The organism is Dyadobacter sp. CY343, assembly GCF_021390335.1.
Lineage (GTDB): Bacteria > Bacteroidota > Bacteroidia > Cytophagales > Spirosomataceae > Dyadobacter.
The window spans coordinates 267,551-285,504 of record NZ_JAJUXK010000007.1 but is presented as its reverse complement, the minus strand read 5'-3'; the positions used below and the strand labels follow the sequence as shown (position 1 = coordinate 285,504).

The 17,954-nt window shown below is 46.8% G+C and carries 10 protein-coding genes; 4 read left to right on the top strand and 6 right to left on the bottom strand.

All coding sequences use genetic code 11. From position 1 onward, the window contains the following. Positions 1-47: 47 nt before the first annotated feature. Positions 48-5,507: an alpha-2-macroglobulin gene (locus LZG94_RS23175; protein WP_233794052.1), complete on the top strand. Its 5,460-nt coding sequence runs from the start codon at positions 48-50 to the stop codon at positions 5,505-5,507. A 3-nt stretch (positions 5,508-5,510) separates the two neighbouring features. Here LZG94_RS23175 and LZG94_RS23170 read toward each other — a convergent pair whose 3' ends face one another. Then, positions 5,511-6,251, bottom strand: coding sequence for an MIP/aquaporin family protein (locus tag LZG94_RS23170; RefSeq protein WP_233794051.1), 741 nt, complete (start codon positions 6,249-6,251; stop codon positions 5,511-5,513). Between the two features lie 156 nt (positions 6,252-6,407). Between LZG94_RS23170 and purB the strand changes: the two genes are divergently transcribed. Beyond that, the gene (gene purB / locus LZG94_RS23165; protein ID WP_215236151.1) at positions 6,408-7,766 is read left to right on the top strand and encodes an adenylosuccinate lyase; all 1,359 of its coding nucleotides are present in this window, start codon (positions 6,408-6,410) and stop codon (positions 7,764-7,766) included. A gap of 101 nt (positions 7,767-7,867) precedes the next feature. Here the strand turns inward: purB and LZG94_RS23160 are convergent, their stop codons facing one another. The 5 genes from LZG94_RS23160 to LZG94_RS23140 all read right to left on the bottom strand — a co-directional run bounded on the left by LZG94_RS23160 (position 7,868) and on the right by LZG94_RS23140 (position 14,506). Beyond that, positions 7,868-10,417 (bottom strand): adenosylcobalamin-dependent ribonucleoside-diphosphate reductase, encoded by a 2,550-nt coding sequence (locus LZG94_RS23160; RefSeq protein WP_233794050.1) that lies wholly within the window; start codon positions 10,415-10,417, stop codon positions 7,868-7,870. A gap of 272 nt (positions 10,418-10,689) precedes the next feature. Next, on the bottom strand, positions 10,690-11,739 hold the full coding sequence (locus LZG94_RS23155; protein WP_233794049.1) for a hemin-degrading factor: 1,050 nt from the start codon (positions 11,737-11,739) through the stop codon (positions 10,690-10,692). Between the two features lie 24 nt (positions 11,740-11,763). Beyond that, positions 11,764-12,567 carry a heme ABC transporter ATP-binding protein gene (locus LZG94_RS23150; RefSeq protein WP_233794048.1) on the bottom strand — a complete coding sequence of 268 codons (804 nt, stop codon included), beginning with the start codon at positions 12,565-12,567 and terminating at the stop codon, positions 11,764-11,766. Then, on the bottom strand, positions 12,564-13,670 hold the full coding sequence (locus LZG94_RS23145) for an iron ABC transporter permease (protein WP_233794047.1): 1,107 nt from the start codon (positions 13,668-13,670) through the stop codon (positions 12,564-12,566). Before LZG94_RS23145 ends, LZG94_RS23150 begins: the two co-directional genes overlap by 4 nt. Positions 13,671-13,675: 5 nt before the next feature. Continuing rightward, entirely contained in the window at positions 13,676-14,506 is an 831-nt protein-coding gene (locus LZG94_RS23140) for a hemin ABC transporter substrate-binding protein (protein ID WP_233794046.1), read from the bottom strand. Between the two features lie 191 nt (positions 14,507-14,697). On the opposite strand from LZG94_RS23140, the gene LZG94_RS23135 reads away from it, so the two are divergent. Next, positions 14,698-15,966 (top strand): cation:dicarboxylate symporter family transporter, encoded by a 1,269-nt coding sequence (locus LZG94_RS23135; protein WP_233794045.1) that lies wholly within the window; start codon positions 14,698-14,700, stop codon positions 15,964-15,966. A 249-nt stretch (positions 15,967-16,215) separates the two neighbouring features. Beyond that, positions 16,216-17,949, top strand: a complete 1,734-nt coding sequence (locus LZG94_RS23130) for a M3 family oligoendopeptidase (RefSeq protein WP_233794044.1) — start codon at positions 16,216-16,218, stop codon at positions 17,947-17,949. Positions 17,950-17,954 lie beyond the last annotated feature (5 nt).

Sequence of the window (17,954 nt, the reverse complement as noted above, 5' to 3'; positions counted from 1 at the left end):
AGACGGATGATTTTGCTAAAAAAATCATCCGTTTTTTATATCTCATTATGAAAAAAAGTTTCCCGTTTTCCCTCGTTTATCTGTTCTTTTTCAGCTGGTTATTAAATGGTTGTTCTACTTTAAATGAAGTCAGGATTGCAGGTACCAACTTTGAGAATGAAATCAGTTTGTCTCAAAATCTTGTATTTACTTTCAATAAAGACCTGGTTGCTCTTGGTGACCTGAACGACTGGGATTCGACACAATACGTTCAGTTTGAGCCTGCTGTGAAAGGCAAGTTTAAATGGACTGCGCCCAATGAACTGATTTTCTCTCCTATTGCAGGGTTCGAACCCGCTACGTCCTACAAAGCAAAGCTCACAAACCTGCTCACTAAAAAAGTTGAGAATGAAAAGAAATACGACGTTTCCAAAGATCCGTTAGACTTCCACACGCCATTTCTGCAACTAGCCGGGACTGAAAGCTGGTGGACAATTTCTCAGGAAAGCGGCAGGCAGGAAGCCCGGCTCAAACTGGTATTTAACTACCCGGTTAACAGCCAGGAAGTAGCTGAAAAGCTGAAAATAACAGTCGCTGACCAGCCGGCAAATTTTAAATTACTTCCTTCTCCCGATGAAAAACAGGTGATCGTCTCATTAACCAACACCGGAAAGGCCGATAATAATGACACGCCGGTGAAGCTGAGCATCGCGGCGGGTTTGAAAATACCAAATACCAAATTCAATACCAATGTCGAGATTTCGCACAACGCAACATTGCCTTCTCCGCTTCATTTACAGGTAGTTGATATTCAAACTGGTTTCGAAAATAATGCCGGCTATGCCCGGATCATCACTTCGCAGGAGCTGGATAAGGAAAGTATTTCCAAAGGTTTCAGCATTAACCCCGACACCGTTTCCCAAATAGAGCCGACGCAAAATGGGTTCATCGTGCGCGCCGATTTCAATGAAACGGAAACGTATTCTTTACTGCTCAATAAAAATCTGAGAGGTATGCTCGGACAGGCGCTGGAAGAGGAAACTTCCAAGGATCTGTTTTTCGGGAAACTGCCGCCTGCTATCTCTTTTGTTAATAAAAAGGCGGTTTACCTGCCCGGAAAAGGATCCAGGAATGTGGGCGTCCAAATTGTCAATATACCCGAAGTTCAGATCCGTGTATCAAAATTATACTCCAATAATATCCTCAACTATCTCCGCCAAAACCGCTGGAATGAATACGGTTATGTAGGCGATGAATGGCAGCAGTTTAGTACTTTTCAGTACACCGACGAAGGAGCAGATAATATGAGTGACGCACTGGTTTTCAAGACCGTCGACACGGAAAATCTGCCCAAAAGCAAAGGGTTATCAGCACTCAATATTGCCTTACCCGATGAAAACAAGCGGCAGGGCGTTTATCTGGTCACCGTTCGTTCTACAAATGAAGCCTATTTAAGCGCTACCAAACTCATATCTATTTCTGATATCGGGTTAATAGCCAAACAGGGGAAAGACGAAATCTGGGTTTTTGCCAACTCAATCCAGACCAACGAGCCAATCTCCGATCTGGAAATCACATTGATAAGCTCTAATAATCAGGTAATTCACACCATTTCTACCGACGGAAAGGGAGTTGCGCACATCGATAAATTGGAAGAGAAAGGGCCTGGTTTTAAAGTCGCGATGCTGACTGCGAGTAATGATAAGGATTTCAACTACCTAGTTTTAAACGATACCAAAGTGGAAACCTCGCGGTTTGAGGTGGAAGGTGCGCGCGATAATGCTTCTGGTTTTCAGGCTTTTACTTACGGTCAAAGGGATATTTACCGGCCGGGGGAAACAATGTACTTCAATACTGTGCTAAGAAGTCAGTCGTGGCAGACTGCTGCGAAGATCCCGTTGAAAATGAGAATGTTGACACCAAATGGTCGGGAATACCGGACCTGGCGGAAAACGACTAATGAGCAGGGAGCGGTGGAAACGGAAGTGCAAATGGACCGCGCCGCATTGACGGGTACTTATGTGCTGGAAGTGTACAACGCCAACGATGTGCTGCTCGGCTCGCATGCGATCAGTTTGGAAGAGTTTATGCCCGACCGCATTAAGGTCGATCTTAGTGGCGCCAATTCGGATTATATGTCCGGCGGAACGGTTTCACTTACAGCTACAGCTGTCAATCTGTTCGGACCCCCGGCAGCAAACCGGACTTACGAAATGGAGTCTCAGCTTACCCGGAAAGGATTTTTTGCAAAAGGGTTTTCTGAATATACTTTCGACATTCCAGCTGAAACCTCATTCGCCAAAGAAACCCGTCAGGGTGTGACCAATGAAAGCGGGCAGGCGAAAGAAAACTTCCTGCTGAGCGGCGGACTGAAAGATATCGGTGTGCTGGAAGGGAAAATATATGTCACGGTTTTTGATGAAAACGGCCGGCCGGTCAATCGGTTGCAGCGATTTGATGTATTCACGCAGCCTGTATTTTACGGTATCCGCCTGCCCGACACTTATGTGGGAACCAATGCGCCGGTTCCGATAGAAATTGTCGGGTTGAACCGCAAAGGTCAGCTGCAAGGCGGCGCAACTTCTTCTGTGGAGGTGGTAAGGATTGAATATCAGACTGTTGTAGAGAAGAAATACGAGCGGCTACAATATACTTCCCGTAAAAAAGAGAAAGTAGTTTACGCAAAAGCATTGAATTTACCGGCGGGCAAAGGGACATTCAGCTATGCTCCCACGGTTTCCGGGGAATATGAAGTGCGGGTAAAAAGGCCCGGTGCGGCGCATTATACAGTGGCCAAATTTTATGCCTATGGTTACGGTAACACGCAATATTCGTCTTTCGAGGTAAGCAATGAAGGCAGGGTTTTGATGGAAACGGACAAGCATACCTACAAAACCGGCGACGAGGCAAAAGTGCTGTTTAAGACTCCTTTTGACGGAAGATTGCTGGTAACCATCGAGCGCAACCATGTATCGGAGCACCACATATTAACCACAGATAAAAAAGCGGCTGAGCTGACGCTGAAAATCAAGGAAGAGCATTTGCCCAATGTATTCGTTACCGCGACGCTGATCCGGAAAATGGACAATTCTGACATGCCGCTCACAGTAGCACATGGATTTACCCCGATTATAGTGGAAGATACAGAGCGGAAATTGCCGGTTACGATTTCTGTTTCGGAACAGTCCAGATCTAAAACCAAACAAAAGATCAGAATAAAAACAAAGCCGAATGCGCAGGTAACAGTGTCGGTTGTCGATGAGGGAATTTTGCAGATCAAAAATTTTAAAACACCTGACATTTACGGTCATTTTTATCAAAAACGCGCATTGGAAGTAACCAGCCACGATTTATACGCGCAACTTTTTCCCGAATTGAGTCTGAATGCAAAGTCGAGTTTTGGGGGCGACGGTTATGATCTGGAAAGAAGGATCAATCCACTCAGTAACGGACGGACAGAGCTGGTTTCATTCTGGAGTAAAATCCTGACTGCAAATAGCAGCGGAGAGGCGACTTTTGATATTAATATCCCGCAGTTCAGCGGCGACCTGCGCGTAATGGCCGTGGCTTATAAGGATCATGCATTCGGCTCGGTGAGTAAGAATATGAAAGTAGCTGACCCGGTTGTGATCAGCGCGGCGGTACCCCGTTTCCTGAGTCCGGGAGACGAGCTGATTTTGCCGGTCAACATCAGTAATACAAGCAAAAATGCAGCAAATGCGTCTGTAACGCTGCAATTGCAAGGCCCGGTAGCGGCGAGCGGGCAAGCTTCTCAAACCATACCTATTGCCGCCGGCAAGGAAAACCGGGTTACGTTTTCGCTGAAAGCTGCGCAGGCGATCGGACTGGCGAAAGTGATTGTGAAGGTTAATGCTTTTGGGGAAACATTTACAAATGCAACCGAAGTATCGATAAGGCCGGCTTCTCCACTTTTGAAAACCAGTACCTCTGGCACGATTACCGCCAACAATCAGGGAGTTATCGACCTGAATACTTCCTTTATTCCCGCAACCAGCCGCAGCCAGATCGTATTCAGCCGCTCTCCGCTTGTGCAGGGAGGTGGTAAGGCGCTTTCAACTTTGCTGGGCTATCCTTATGGTTGTCTGGAACAAACAATCTCCAAAGCATTTCCGCAGATCTATTTTTCTGAGCTAACGAAAGCGATGGCAATACCTGTGTATACAGTGCGAAACGCGGAAAGCGATCTTAACCCAATGACCAATATCCAACTGGCGATCAGGAAAATAGAGTCCCAGCAGCTTTATAATGGCGGAATGGGAATGTGGCCCGGCGCTACCCAGGAAGATTGGTGGGCAACCGCTTATGCAGTTCATTTTCTCGAAGAAGCAAAAAGGGCGGGGTTTGAAGTAAATACGAAAACGGTCAGCCGCGCACTGGAATATTTGAAATTAAAATCCGGAACAACTGCGACGAAAGAGGTAGTAATCGCCAGTACCGAAAATGGGCTTGGTTACGAAAATCAGCCCGGCACAGGCACACAAACCCGAAAACTGGTCGCGCGCAGGGAGGCAATATATTCGCTTTACGTGCTGGCATTGAACGGAAATCCCAACCGGGCGGCTATGAATTATTACAAGCAGAATGTCCGGATGCTGACCAGTGACTCGAAATATCTGCTGGCTGCCGCATTCCAGCTTGCGGGCGATTCGAGAAGTTTCGCTTCACTTTTGCCTAAAAAATATGAAGCAGACCGCGGGGGACAATTCCAGGACGATAGCTACTCGTCGCCACTGCGGAATATATCGCTCGTACTGAACACGTTGCTGGAAACTGATCCAGGAAATCTTCAAATTACGCCGCTCGGCAGGCAGCTGTCGCAGGCTATCCAGTCGGCATCTTACCTGAATACCCAGGAAGCGGCATTTGCAGTTTTAGCACTTGGGAAATTGGCTAAAAAAACGTCCGGCTCGACAGTTACTGCTTCGATTTCGGCCGGTGGTAAAGAACTGGGCACATTTAGCGGCAAAGAAGTCAAATTTTCAAAAGGGATTTCTGGTAAAAAAGTAGCTGTAAAAACGCAGGGGAAAGGAGATTTGTACTGGTTTTCCCAAACCGAAGGAATGTCCGCTACCGGCACTTACACGGAAGAAGATCAGGGATTGAGCATTCGCAGGCAGTTTCTGACACGCGACGGCGCGCCTGTACAGGTATTCCGGCAAAACGATTTGGTAGTTGTAAAATTGACGCTGGTAAGTACAAACGGACTTCCGATTGAAAATGTAGTAGTGACCGACTTGCTGCCCGCCGGCTTTGAAATTGAAAACCCCCGCATTACTGAACCACGCGATATGCCGTGGATTAAAAATGCGGCCGTTCCGGAGTATTATGATATTCGCGACGACAGGATCCACTATTTCACAACTGCCGAAAAACAGGCTAAAACTTTCTACTATCAGGTCAGGATCGTTTCAAAAGGCAATTTCACAGCAGGCCCGGCAGCGGCAGACGCGATGTACCGGGGAGAATACAGAAGTTACTCCGGCGGCGGCAAAATAAAAGTGGAGTGATTTTCAGAAGGAAAAGGAGCGTAATATCAAACCTCCTATAATAGCTCCGGCAATGGGCGCAGCAACTGGAATCCAGCCGTAGCCCCAATCGGAGCCGCCTTTATTCGGGATAGGTAAAATAGCGTGGGCAATGCGCGGGCCCAGGTCCCGCACCGGATTGATCGCGTAGCCGGTAGTGCCGCCCAGCGAAAGTCCGATGCTCCAAACCAGCATTCCGACCAGATAAGGTGCCACGCCTGACGGGATCCCCCCTTTATCAGGGTCGGAGGTACCAGCGTAGCCAATCGCGACAACGCCTACGATCAATATCACGGTTGCGATAAATTCACTCAGGAAATTGGCTCCGGTCGAGCGAATGGCGGGGTCAGTTGCAAAACAGGCAAGTTTTGCGCCTCCGTCTTCGGTTGCTTTCCAATGCGGCAAATATTGAAGCCAGACCAATATTGCACCTAAAAATGCGCCGATCAGTTGCGCCGGAAGGTAGCTCGCGACCATACTATAATCATTTCTGAGTACAGCCAGCCCGATCGTCACAGCCGGATTTAAATGCGCTGCTGCACTGCCGAATGCATTGGCAGTAAAAATCCCGATCATCACCGCAAACCCCCAGCCGGCGGTAATGACGATCCAGCCGCCGCTTTCGCCTTTGGTTCTTTTGAGTACCACATTGGCGACCACTCCGTTGCCGAGCAAAATGAGGACCATAGTTCCGATTAACTCTCCAAGAAATGGCGAAGGCTGCATAGATTATTGGGTGATAAAGGTTTAGCGGGCGAATATGCGAATAGTTTTAATTATTCTCGACCCAATGCTAAAAAGAATATTTCGTGTCAGTTTTACCATTTTGTGACCGTGAATTCCACTAACTTTGCGCGATAATCAATTTTTGTATTGAAAATCATGTCTTTAAATCAGCTCACAGCGATTTCTCCGGTTGACGGCCGTTACTACAAGCAAGTAGCAGAGTTGTCAACTTATTTCTCCGAATACGCCCTTATTTATTACCGTGTTTTTGTTGAAATAGAATACTTCATCGCCCTCTGCGAGATACCGCTGCCTCAACTATCAGAATTTGACAAGAAGAAATACCCTGCGCTGCGCAAGATCTATGAGGATTTCAGCGAGACGGATGCACTGCATATTAAGGACATTGAAAAAGTTACCAACCACGATGTAAAGGCGGTTGAGTACTTTATTAAGGAGCAATTCGAAAAGTTGGGCATTGAAACCTACCAGGAATTTATCCATTTCGGTCTTACTTCACAAGATATCAACAATACTGCGATTCCGCTTTCCCTGAAAGATGCGTTGGAACGCCAGATCAAACCACTTTTCCGTCAGGTTCTTTTTGTGTTGAAAAGAATGTCGATCGAGTGGAAGAATGTGCCGATGCTCGCATATACACACGGACAGCCGGCTTCGCCTACGCGCGTTGGAAAAGAGTTTCTGGTTTTTGTAGAGCGTTTGGAGCGGCAGCTGGAAATGCTCGATAAAATTCCGGCTTCGGCTAAATTTGGCGGCGCAACAGGAAATTTCAACGCGCACCACGTGGCTTATCCTAAACAGGATTGGATGGCGTTTGCGAATCATTTTGTAGAGGGTTTGGGCTTGAAAAGAAGCAAGCACACGACCCAGATAGAGCATTATGATAACCTCGCCGCTACTTTCGACTGTTTGAAAAGGCTGAATACCATTTTGACAGATTTGAACCGGGATATGTGGACCTACATTTCCATGGGTTATTTCAAACAAAAAATTAAGGCTGGTGAAGTAGGCTCGTCGGCGATGCCGCACAAAGTGAACCCGATCGATTTTGAAAATTCAGAAGGTAACCTTGGACTTGCATCTGCATTGTTCGAACATTTTGCCGCCAAACTTCCGATCTCCCGTTTGCAGCGCGATCTCACAGATTCGACGGTTTTAAGAAATATCGGTGTTCCCCTGGCGCACGTCGCAATCGCCCTGAACTCACTGATTAAAGGGTTAGGAAAAGTAGAATTGAATGGCGAAATGCTGAAATCTGACCTGGAAGATAACTGGGCGGTAGTTTCAGAAGCGATCCAGACGATCCTGCGCCGCGAAAGCTACCCAAAACCTTACGAAGCATTGAAAGAGTTGACGAGAACCAACGAAAAGATCACCCACGAGTCGATTTCAAGGTTTATCGAAACGCTCGACGTATCAGAAAAAATCCGCGAAGAACTCCGCGGATTGACTCCTTATAGCTACCTGGGGATCGTAGAAGATCATATTTTTTGAAAGCGGTTAGTTACTAGCAGTTAGCTATTAGCTGTTAGCGGTTAGCTTTTCACATAAAATCCAAAGCTAACCGCTAATAGCTAAAACCTAATAGCTAAAACCTATCCGCATTTCGACGACCCGCAATCTTTACAAGTCAGGCAGCCTTCCTGATATTGCAGGTTGGTTGAATTACAATTCTGACATTTCTGTTTTGCGGCGTCAGTTCCGTCCGGAATATAGCGTTTCAACGCCCGCGCCACCCCGTTTTTCCAGGTATTGATCGCTTCGTCGAGTTGCAGACTTCCGATCAGGTCAACCACTTTTTCAATAGGCATTCCGTGACGTAATGTGCTGGAAATCAGCTTAGCGTAGTTCCAGTACTCCGGATTAAATTTGTAGGAAAGACCCTCGATTGTGGTTTTGTATCCGCGCGTATTTTTATATTGGAAATCGTATCTGGAAGTCCCGTCGCTTTCCCGGTTTTTGATGATAAAACCATCGTTAACCCAGCGCGGGATCAGGATTCCATCATCATCGTCTGCGAAACCGGTAAAAATCTCATAAGGTCTGCCGTCGATCGTACCGATAAATGCGATCCATTTGTCTTTTTTATTTTGGAAACGAACTACATCGGCTTCCAGCGTCTGCGGTCTTTCAGTTGGGAAAGGAGTCGGCGCGTCGGGTTTAGTTTCCTTTTTCTCTTCATTTGAAATAAGAACACCCGATCTTGATCCGTCGCGGTAAACCGTAACTCCCTTACAGCCAGCCTTCCACGCTTCCATATAGCATTCGCCGACCAGTTCTTCGGTCACATCATTCGGCATATTGATCGTCACGCTGATCGAGTGATCTACCCATTTCTGGATGGCGCCCTGCATTTTTACCTTTTTCAGATAATCCACATCGTTGCTGGTCGCTTTGTAATAGGGTGATTTTTTGACCAGATCATCGAGCTCTTTCTGAGAGTAATTTTTCGTCAGATCGTGTCCGTTCACTTCCATCCACTGTCTAAAACGGTGGTGAAAAACGACATATTCCTCCCACGAATCGCCTACTTCATCCACAAAATCAACGCGCACATCCTTGTCGTTCGGATTCACTTTTCTTCTCCTTTTATAAACCGGAAGAAAAACAGGCTCGATACCCGAAGTAGTCTGTGACATTAAGCTCGTGGTGCCGGTGGGAGCGATCGTCAATAGGGCGATATTTCGGCGGCCATATTCCAGCATTTCGTAGTAAAGCTGTGCGTCAGCGGCTTTCAGGCGGAGTATAAACGGATTATCCTTTTCTCTTTCTGAGTCGAAAATCGCAAATGCGCCACGTTCCTTTGCTGTGTGAACTGAGCCGCGATAGGCTTCCAATGCAACAATTTTATGAATTTCAACTGCAAAATCATTTCCTTCGTCACTTCCGTAACGCAGTCCCAGCGCAGCCAGCATATCGCCTTCTGCGGTAATACCAATACCTGTTCTTCTGCCTTCGCCAGCTTTTTTCTGGATGTTCAGCCAAAGATTTTTTTCCACCAACTTCACTTCTGCGCTCTCAGGATCGGCGTCGATTTTCTGAATAATGGTATCGATTTTTTCGAGCTCCAGGTCGATGATATCGTCCATCATACGCTGGGCTGCGGCAATATGTTTTTTAAATAAAGTCCAGTTGAAGCTCGCAGTGGCAGTAAATGGGTTTTCTACGTAAGAGAATAAATTGATCGCCAGTAGCCGGCAGGAATCATAAGGACATAAAGGAATTTCGCCGCAAGGGTTGGTAGAAACGGTCTCGTAACCCAGGTCGGCGTAACAGTCAGGAACGGATTCACGGGTGATCGTATCCCAGAACAAGATCCCCGGCTCGGCCGATTGCCACGCATTATGTACTATTTTTTTCCAGAGCACCGTCGCGTCGATGTCCTTAATATGTGTTGGATTCGCACTTTTGATTGGGTATTGCTGCTTGTAAGTACCCTGCGATTCGACCGCTTTCATAAAATCGTCGTCGATACGCACAGATACATTGGCCCCGGTAACTTTGCCCTGCTGCATTTTTGCATCGATAAAGTCCTCAGAATCAGGATGCCGGATCGCAACGGACAGCATCAATGCACCGCGGCGACCGTCTTGCGCTACTTCCCGGGTAGAGTTAGAAAAGCGCTCCATAAACGGTACAATGCCCGTCGAGGTAAGTGCCGAATTTTTGACAGGAGATCCTTTTGGGCGAATATGCGAAAGATCGTGACCGACGCCGCCCCTTCTTTTCATCAGTTGCACCTGCTCCTGGTCAATCTTCATAATGCCGCCATACGAATCCGACGCGCCATTATTTCCGATCACAAAACAGTTTGAAAGCGAGGCGATCTGGTATGGATTGCCAATACCGGTCATCGGGCTGCCTTGCGGGATAATGTATTTGAAATCCTTAATCAGGTCAAAAATTTCAGTCTCGCTCATCGGGTTGGCATATTTCTGCTCAACTCTCGCAATCTCCTTCGCGATCCGTCTGTGCATATCGTCGGGGGTACCTTCGTAAATCGCACCGTAAGAGTCTTTCAGCGCATACTTATTTACCCAAACTCTGGCAGCAAGATCGTCACCTTTAAAGTATTGAAGGGAAGCCTGGTAAGCTTCGTCGGACGTGTAAGTCCGCTCAGATTGGGAAGACTGAATTGTTTCCATGTGAGTATGTTTTATTAACAGGATTGAATGTTAAATGTACAAAATTCGAAAAACCTTCAACATTAAAATTTAGAAAATCTTTACAGAATTCTAATTATAATATGTTAATAGACAGAAAATTAGCAGTTTGTGTTTCTGGAAAAGTTTACAAAAAAATATGTTGGAGAGTAAATTATTTTATTCTATACAAACAAAAAAACCGGCTCAATATGAAACCGGTTTTCCTAATTACTATGGCGAAATTTAGCTTAAAAAATTCTTGTAACTATATCTTAACTCAGTCTGGTCACCGTAGTTTCCAGCAATGCCGGCCACTCTTTCAGTTCGGGAATACCTGGCTTTCTTTTTCCAAAAAACTGATTGAACATCACACCTTCTTTATCGATCAGTTCAATGCCGGTCACGATACCGTCTTCGGTCGGCTTGCGCACGATCCAGGCTTCGTCGATCGCGTCTTCCCGCAAATGCAGGTTGAACTCCGGGTCCATGATATTGAGCCACGGGCCCATTACAAAAATCTTATTGATCGGCCCGGTATGGATCTGAATGCAGTTTGGGTTGGAAACGAAGACCATAATCGGTAGCCCCGACTCAGAAACTGCGTCAAAAATGGGCTTCATGCTCGCAGGTGTGATCTGGTAGGCATATCCCTCCGGAGCGTAGCGTAAAGCTTGTTTCCGGGAGAGTTTGTATTTGCGCAGCAATGTGAAAAAGTCGTGCGTGTCTTTCAGCGCCAGCCATTCGGCCTGGAATGCAGCAATGTCAATTTCCGGTGCAGTTTCCGGCTCCTGCGCTTTTTCCTGTTTCGGGCTGATAAGTAAGTTAACATCCTGATCAGCAGCAGTATACTTGGCGACTAATGCATCGTAAGCAGCTTTGTTACTTTTCTCTGTCAGATAAATTTTATGCGTTGCTTCTCCGAAGCTATTGAAGAATTGCAGACTATGTCGGTCGTTTTCCGACACGGCGAAACCGAATTTCCAATCTCCCAAAAACAATCTTAAATCAATATCCTCGCCCAAAACAAGTCCGACGTGGTTATTAAAAGAAACATTTTCGTAAACACCTTTCCGCTCGTGCACCACATGGTCATTCCGGGTAAGCGCCATCACGTGGCCCAGCGAAACCACTTCTTTGATCAACTCACGAAAATCACCGTCGAGCAGGGTGGCAGTTTCACCAATCCCGATCACAACCAGTTCAGCCTCAGTTGTATTCAGTTGTTTGGCAGCGTCGCGTATCCTGGTTTTAGGGTTAATAACCTTAAATTCTTCCCAACGTTCTTTGAGTTCGGTTCTGTCTGGTGAAAGGGTTGATTTCATGGTAATGTTTTTTAAAAGTGATATTTATAACTGTGAAATGCCCGACAATGCCGGGGTAACATTTGGTACGATGATCGGAAACTGTACGTGTTCCGGATGCAGGATCCGGACCGGTAGCCCGAAAACTGACTTAATATGTTCTTCTGTCAAAACCGCTGACGGTGAGCCGATCGCAAAGCTTTCTCCGTCTCTGAGCATTAAAACCTTGTCGGCATATTGCAAAGCCTGATTGAGATCGTGGATCACTGCGATCACCGCGAAACCTTTTGAAGTCATTTCTTTCGCGAGCTGGAACGTCTCAAACTGGTGCAGCAGGTCCATTCCAGTAGTAGGTTCATCGAGGAGAAGTAAGCCATTATCTACTTCCCAGATTTGCGCCAGTGCCCTCGAAACCTGTACGCGCTGCTGCTCGCCGCCCGAAAGGGTAGGGTAAAGCCGGGTTTTCAAATGGCCGATACCAACTTTTTTAAGGCACATATCAACGATTGCAAGGTCACGGCGCGTAGGCGCTGAATCGTAAAAAGGGTATCTTCCCATTAGTACAATTTCCTGCACCGTAAATGACAGTGTGATCGTATTCTGTTGCGCGAGTACCGCCCGTTTTCTCGCCAGGTCCCTGAGCTTGTATTTTTTGAGATCCTTCCCGTCAAATACAACTGAACCCGAAGTGGGAGCGAGTTCCGAGGAAAGTATCTTGACCAGCGTAGACTTCCCTGCGCCATTTGCACCGACAATCGCCCAGAATTCACCGGCTGTGACATCAAAGCTTACTCCATTCAAAAGTTTGCGGCCCCGTACCTCGAAACCCACCTGAGTAATCTCCATCATAGTCTTTTTCGTTTTTGTTCCCAAAGAATGTAGATGAAAAATGGAGTGCCTAAAAGGGCGGTAAGAATGCCGATGGGCAGCTCGGAAGGTGCTACGATCGTTCTCGACAAGGTATCTGCCAGGGTAAGTACGATGGCGCCGCCTATTGCCGAGCCGACCAGTAACGTTTTGTGGCTCGGGCCGAATGTAGTGCGAATAATGTGCGGAACAACCAGGCCGACGAAGCCGATTGTGCCTGCTACTGCAACTGAGGCCCCGACGCCCATCGTCGCAAGAATGATCACTTTCTGTTTGAGCGCCTTCATATTTACCCCCAGACTGGCCGCCTGGCTTTCGCCTAATACAAGCAAATTCAATGCTTTTGATAAATAAGGCATAAAAAACACAGAAATCCCCACAAATGGCGCGACTGCCAGAACGGAAGTCCAGGTAGCGCCGCCGAGGCTGCCCAGGTTCCAAAATGTAATGCTTCTGAGTTGCTGATCATCAGCCAGATAGGTCATCAAGCCAGTTACTGCGCCCACGAATGCATTGATCGCAATACCGCAAAGTAAAAGAGTGGTAATGCCACCTTCGCCGGCAATTTTTGACAATTGGTAAACCAGAAACGTAGTAAATGCCGCACCCAGAAATGCGACAAATGAAATGCTGTAAGCACCGGCCAGCTCGGTTAGCATTCCGAAATATTTGACATTTAGCATTAATACGAATATTGCGAAAAGCGACGCTCCCGAAGTGACTCCGATCAATGTGGAATCCGCAATAGGATTTCTGAAAAGTCCCTGAAGTGACGCTCCCGCAATACCCAGGCCGGCGCCTATTAGTACCGCGAGACAAACTCTCGGCAAACGGATCACCCAGAAAACGATCGATTTTTGCTCTTCAACACTGGTTTTGCTAATAAAACCCAGCTTGAATGCTATTATGTCTGTCAGCTCTTTTACAGAAATAGAAAGTGCACCAATGCAGGAAGAGAAAACGACGCAAGCCAGCAATATGAAGCCGAGCATCCACGCCATTTTTCCCGTAGAAGACGGCAGGAACAACCGATCTTCAACAGCTGGTTTGTCAATATCGCGTTCTCTATCGATTTCTGCTAGCATACCGGTCAGTTAACTTTTTGTGACAATTCCAGGGCCGCCTTTCCGAGCCGTGGCCCGAAGCCGGTCAGTAACTGACCATCCATCGTGATGATTTTTCGATTTTTACCCGCATTGGTATTCGCAATCCCCGGCACTTTCAGCAGCCCGTCCATTCCTTCCAGACTTTCCAAACCACTTGAAAATAAGACGAGTACGTCCGGATTTGAAGTGACCAGCGACTCGGCTGTCAACGGTTTGAAATCTGAAAATCCCTGCACCGCATTTTTGTGGCCTGTGAGCTGAAACATTTTATCGAGCGAAGTGCCTGATCCCGATACCATCAATGTGCCGGTTCCGCGTGCATATATGAAAAGCAGTTTTTTGGGAGCTTTCGGAGTAGTGATTTTGGCAAGATCAGTTTCCAGTGATTTTACCAGCTTTTCTGCCTGAGGCTTTGCATTAAAATAGGCGCCTACTTCCCGGATCAGTTTCACGGCGCCTTCTCTGGATAAATCGTGCCTGAATTCCACCATTTTCTTGCCCGCGCCGGTCAGCTGTTTGAGGACTACGGGAGGTATCATACTTTGGTTGGTATAAATAATTACGTCAGGGTTCAGCGCCAGAATTCCTTCTGCGGCAATAATGCGGTTGTGCCCGATCTTGGGGATTTTATCCAGAGAAGCAGGAAAAGTACTGGTCACATCTACACCCACAATCTGTTTTTCCAAACCCAAACCCACCAGAATTTCGCTCAGTGTACCATTTGTCGATACAATGCGCGTCGCTGCATTTGCATGGATTTGAATACAAAAGATAAAAAGGAATATGGGAATTAACGATCTGACTGACAAAGGCATCTGAATAAGTTTTGTCATCCGGAGCACTTTCCGGATTTAATGAATACAAACGATCACTGGCAAATATAGGGCATTAATTTAGACCAAGTATAAATAGAAGATAAAAAAATGCTTTTCTGTCGCCTAAATCCGGTGGTGGAATTTTTATTATTGTAAATTGATTCCTTGCCTACCCTTATATCTTGCTGCTTTTGAAAAAGTTATTTACCAATCTTACCTTTTGGGTTTTGGCTGCAATTACCTGCGGCGCGTTGCTGGGACATTATTTCCCGGCTCAGGGGGTACAGATGGAGTTTCTGGGTAAGGGTTTTATTCAAATCGTCAAAATCTTCATCAATCCCATCATTTTCCTGACGATCACGCTGGGAATTATTGGAATGGGGGATTTGAAAAAAGTAGGCAAAGTAGGAGCTAAGGCGCTGATATACTTTGAGATAGTAACAACTCTTGCTTTGATAGTCGGGATAATCGTTGCGAATGTGATTAAGCCCGGCGAGGGCGTTGTGACAAGTAATCTGGGGCAGGGAGATATTTCCGCTTACACCGGGAAAGTCGGCGATTTCAGCTGGCTGCAGTTCTTTTTTGATAACGTCACTTTGCAGGTTTTGCTGTTTTCGCTGGTTCTGGGTACGGTTTTGAGTAAGTATTCAGGAAAGGACAAGGTGATTCATTGGCTGAACTTCATTTCCAAATACGTTTTTCGAGCCTTGCATCTGGTGATGATTTTCGCTCCGATCGGCGCATTTGGCGGAATGGCTTACACGATCGGTAAATACGGTATTGACACGCTTTTACCGCTTGCCAAGTTAATGGGAACGGTTTATGCGACGATGGCGATATTCATTTTTGGGGTGTTGGGGTTGATATTACGGATGTACAAGATCAAACTTTGGTCTTACCTGAAATACATCCGTGAAGAGCTGCTGATCGTGCTAGGCACTTCGTCTTCCGAAGCTGCATTACCTTCTTTAATGGTCAAACTGGAAAGAATGGGCTGTTCCAAACCGGTCGTGGGGCTGGTGGTACCGGCGGGATATTCCTTTAACCTTGACGGAACCACGATTTACCTGTCGATGGCGACGATCTTCCTCGCGCAGGTTTTCAATGTACACCTCACTTTCGGGCAGATATTATCGCTGATCGGCATTCTGATGGTTACTTCAAAAGGTGCTGCGGGCGTGACTGGAAGTGGATTTGTAGTATTGGCGTCTACATTGACTGCGATCAAAGTGATCCCGGTAGAAGGTCTGGCGCTGCTGCTGGGCGTCGATCGTTTCATGTCCGAAGCACGCGCAATCACGAATTTCATCGGGAACGGCGTTGCTACGATCTGGCTGGCCAATAATGAAAAGGAATTCGACCGCACAAAAATGGAATATGCTTTTGCAAATGTGAAGGAGACCGAGAATGTGATCTCGGATAACCTATCGGATGCAACCCAGCCGGAGCCGCTTCAATAAATTAAACTTCTTTTTCCCATCGAACATTTAATATTTGTCACTCTGAACGGCCCCCTTTGTCACCCTGAGCGCAGTCGAAGGGGCATGCTGCACGTCCCTTCGACCGCCCGGCGGCCCGGTACGCTCAGGGTGACAAAGGAGTGGGATTGAGCGATGCATACAATCTGTTTTCAAAAACAAAAGCGTAGTCTTCGCTTTGAACAGATTAGGCAAATGTTAAATTTGAAACATCTACATCTTAGAAATACCATGATTGAACAAGAAACGATACATATACCGAGCCGGGCTAGCCGGGTTTTTATTGGGGAAGAATTTGATTTGAAAAGCTGGGAAGATGTGCAGCCGCTTTTTGAAAATCTGCAAAACCGGGAGATCAATACCGCGGAAGACCTGAAACAATGGTTTTCGGATCGCAGTGAAATTGAATCCTATTTGTCTGAAAATTTCGCGTGGCGCTATATTCGCCAGACTTGCGATACCGCCAATACCAGCCTGATCAATGCACTGCAATTTTTCATAACGGAAATACAGCCCAAGCTAGCCGAGTACGGCAATGCATTAGATAAAAAAGTAGTAGATAACCCGTTTCTGAGCGAGCTGACAGAGCCAGGTTTTGCGATCACTTTGCGTGGGATGAAGAAAGCGATCGAGATCTTCCGCGAAGAAAACATTCCGCTTATCACCGAAATGCAAACCGAAGAACGTCGCTACGGAGCAATAGCCGGAGCAATGACGGTGACGCTGGACGGGGAGGAAATGACTTTGCAAAAAGCGGCCGACCGGCTTCAATCCACTGACAGGAGAACCCGCGAAGAAGCGTGGCGGGCGATCAGCGAGCGCCGTTACCAGGATCACGACAAACTCGACGAACTGCTGAATTCTTTGGTTACACTGCGGAGTAAAGTGGGTCAGAATGCAGGTTTCGACAATTACCGCGACTATATGTTTGCAGCAATGGGCCGTTTCGCTTATACGCCGCAGGATTGTTTCGATTTTCATGAATCGGTGAAAAAAGCAGTTGTGCCACTTTTGAACAATATGGCCGCCGGCCGTAAAGAATCGCTGCAAGTTGACGCATTACGCCCGTGGGATACCAAAGTAGACCCGAGAGGCTTACCGCCACTGAAACCATTTGCGACGGGAGAAGAACTTCTGGACAAAACAATTCGCTGCTTCACCCGGCTGAACCCGTTTCTGGGAGACTGTCTTCGCGTGATGAAAGCGATGAACCACCTCGATCTTGAATCGCGGAAAGGCAAAGCGCCCGGCGGCTACAATTATCCGCTGGACGAAATCGGGGTACCATTTATATTTATGAATGCGACCTCCAATCTGAGGGACATGGTCACGCTGCTGCACGAAGGCGGCCACGCGGTGCATTCATTTGTGACGCGCGACCTCGCATTGAATTCCTTTAAACATACGCCTTCGGAAGTAGCAGAACTGGCATCTATGTCGATGGAGCTGATCACGATGGATTTTTGGGATGAATTTTTTGAAAATGAAGAAGACCTGAAAAGGGCCAAGATCCAGCATCTGGAATCGATCATTGAAACACTTCCCTGGGTTGCGACGGTAGATAAATTTCAACATTGGATGTACGAAAATCCAACGCATTCCGCCGAAGAACGGACAGTCGCCTGGGTGAGGATCTATGAAGAATTTACGGATTCGGTGATGGACTGGAATGGATTGGAAAATTTCAAAAAGTACCTCTGGCAACGTCAGCTGCACATTTACGAAGTTCCTTTCTACTATATTGAATACGGAATTGCACAGCTGGGCGCGATCGGTGTCTGGAAAAATTACCGTCAGGATCCGGCAGCAGGCTTGAAGGGCTATCTCGACGCGCTCAAATTAGGCTATACTGCACCTATTGGTGAAATTTATCAGGCTGCGAATGTTCCTTTCGATTTTTCTGAAAAGAATATCACCGAGCTGATCCGGTTTGTAAGCGATGAGCTGGAAGCATTGAAAAAATAGTAAGC

What these genes read in the sequence shown, in the direction of transcription:
- LZG94_RS23175 (WP_233794052.1), top strand. Translation starts at nt 48, where the DNA reads ATGAAAAAAAGTTTCCCGTTTTCCCTCGTTTATCTGTTCTTTTTCAGC.
- LZG94_RS23170 (WP_233794051.1), bottom strand. Translation starts at nt 6,251, where the DNA reads ATGCAGCCTTCGCCATTTCTTGGAGAGTTAATCGGAACTATGGTCCTC.
- purB (WP_215236151.1), top strand. Translation starts at nt 6,408, where the DNA reads ATGTCTTTAAATCAGCTCACAGCGATTTCTCCGGTTGACGGCCGTTAC.
- LZG94_RS23160 (WP_233794050.1), bottom strand. Translation starts at nt 10,417, where the DNA reads ATGGAAACAATTCAGTCTTCCCAATCTGAGCGGACTTACACGTCCGAC.
- LZG94_RS23155 (WP_233794049.1), bottom strand. Translation starts at nt 11,739, where the DNA reads ATGAAATCAACCCTTTCACCAGACAGAACCGAACTCAAAGAACGTTGG.
- LZG94_RS23150 (WP_233794048.1), bottom strand. Translation starts at nt 12,567, where the DNA reads ATGATGGAGATTACTCAGGTGGGTTTCGAGGTACGGGGCCGCAAACTT.
- LZG94_RS23145 (WP_233794047.1), bottom strand. Translation starts at nt 13,670, where the DNA reads ATGCTAGCAGAAATCGATAGAGAACGCGATATTGACAAACCAGCTGTT.
- LZG94_RS23140 (WP_233794046.1), bottom strand. Translation starts at nt 14,506, where the DNA reads ATGCCTTTGTCAGTCAGATCGTTAATTCCCATATTCCTTTTTATCTTT.
- LZG94_RS23130 (WP_233794044.1), top strand. Translation starts at nt 16,216, where the DNA reads ATGATTGAACAAGAAACGATACATATACCGAGCCGGGCTAGCCGGGTT.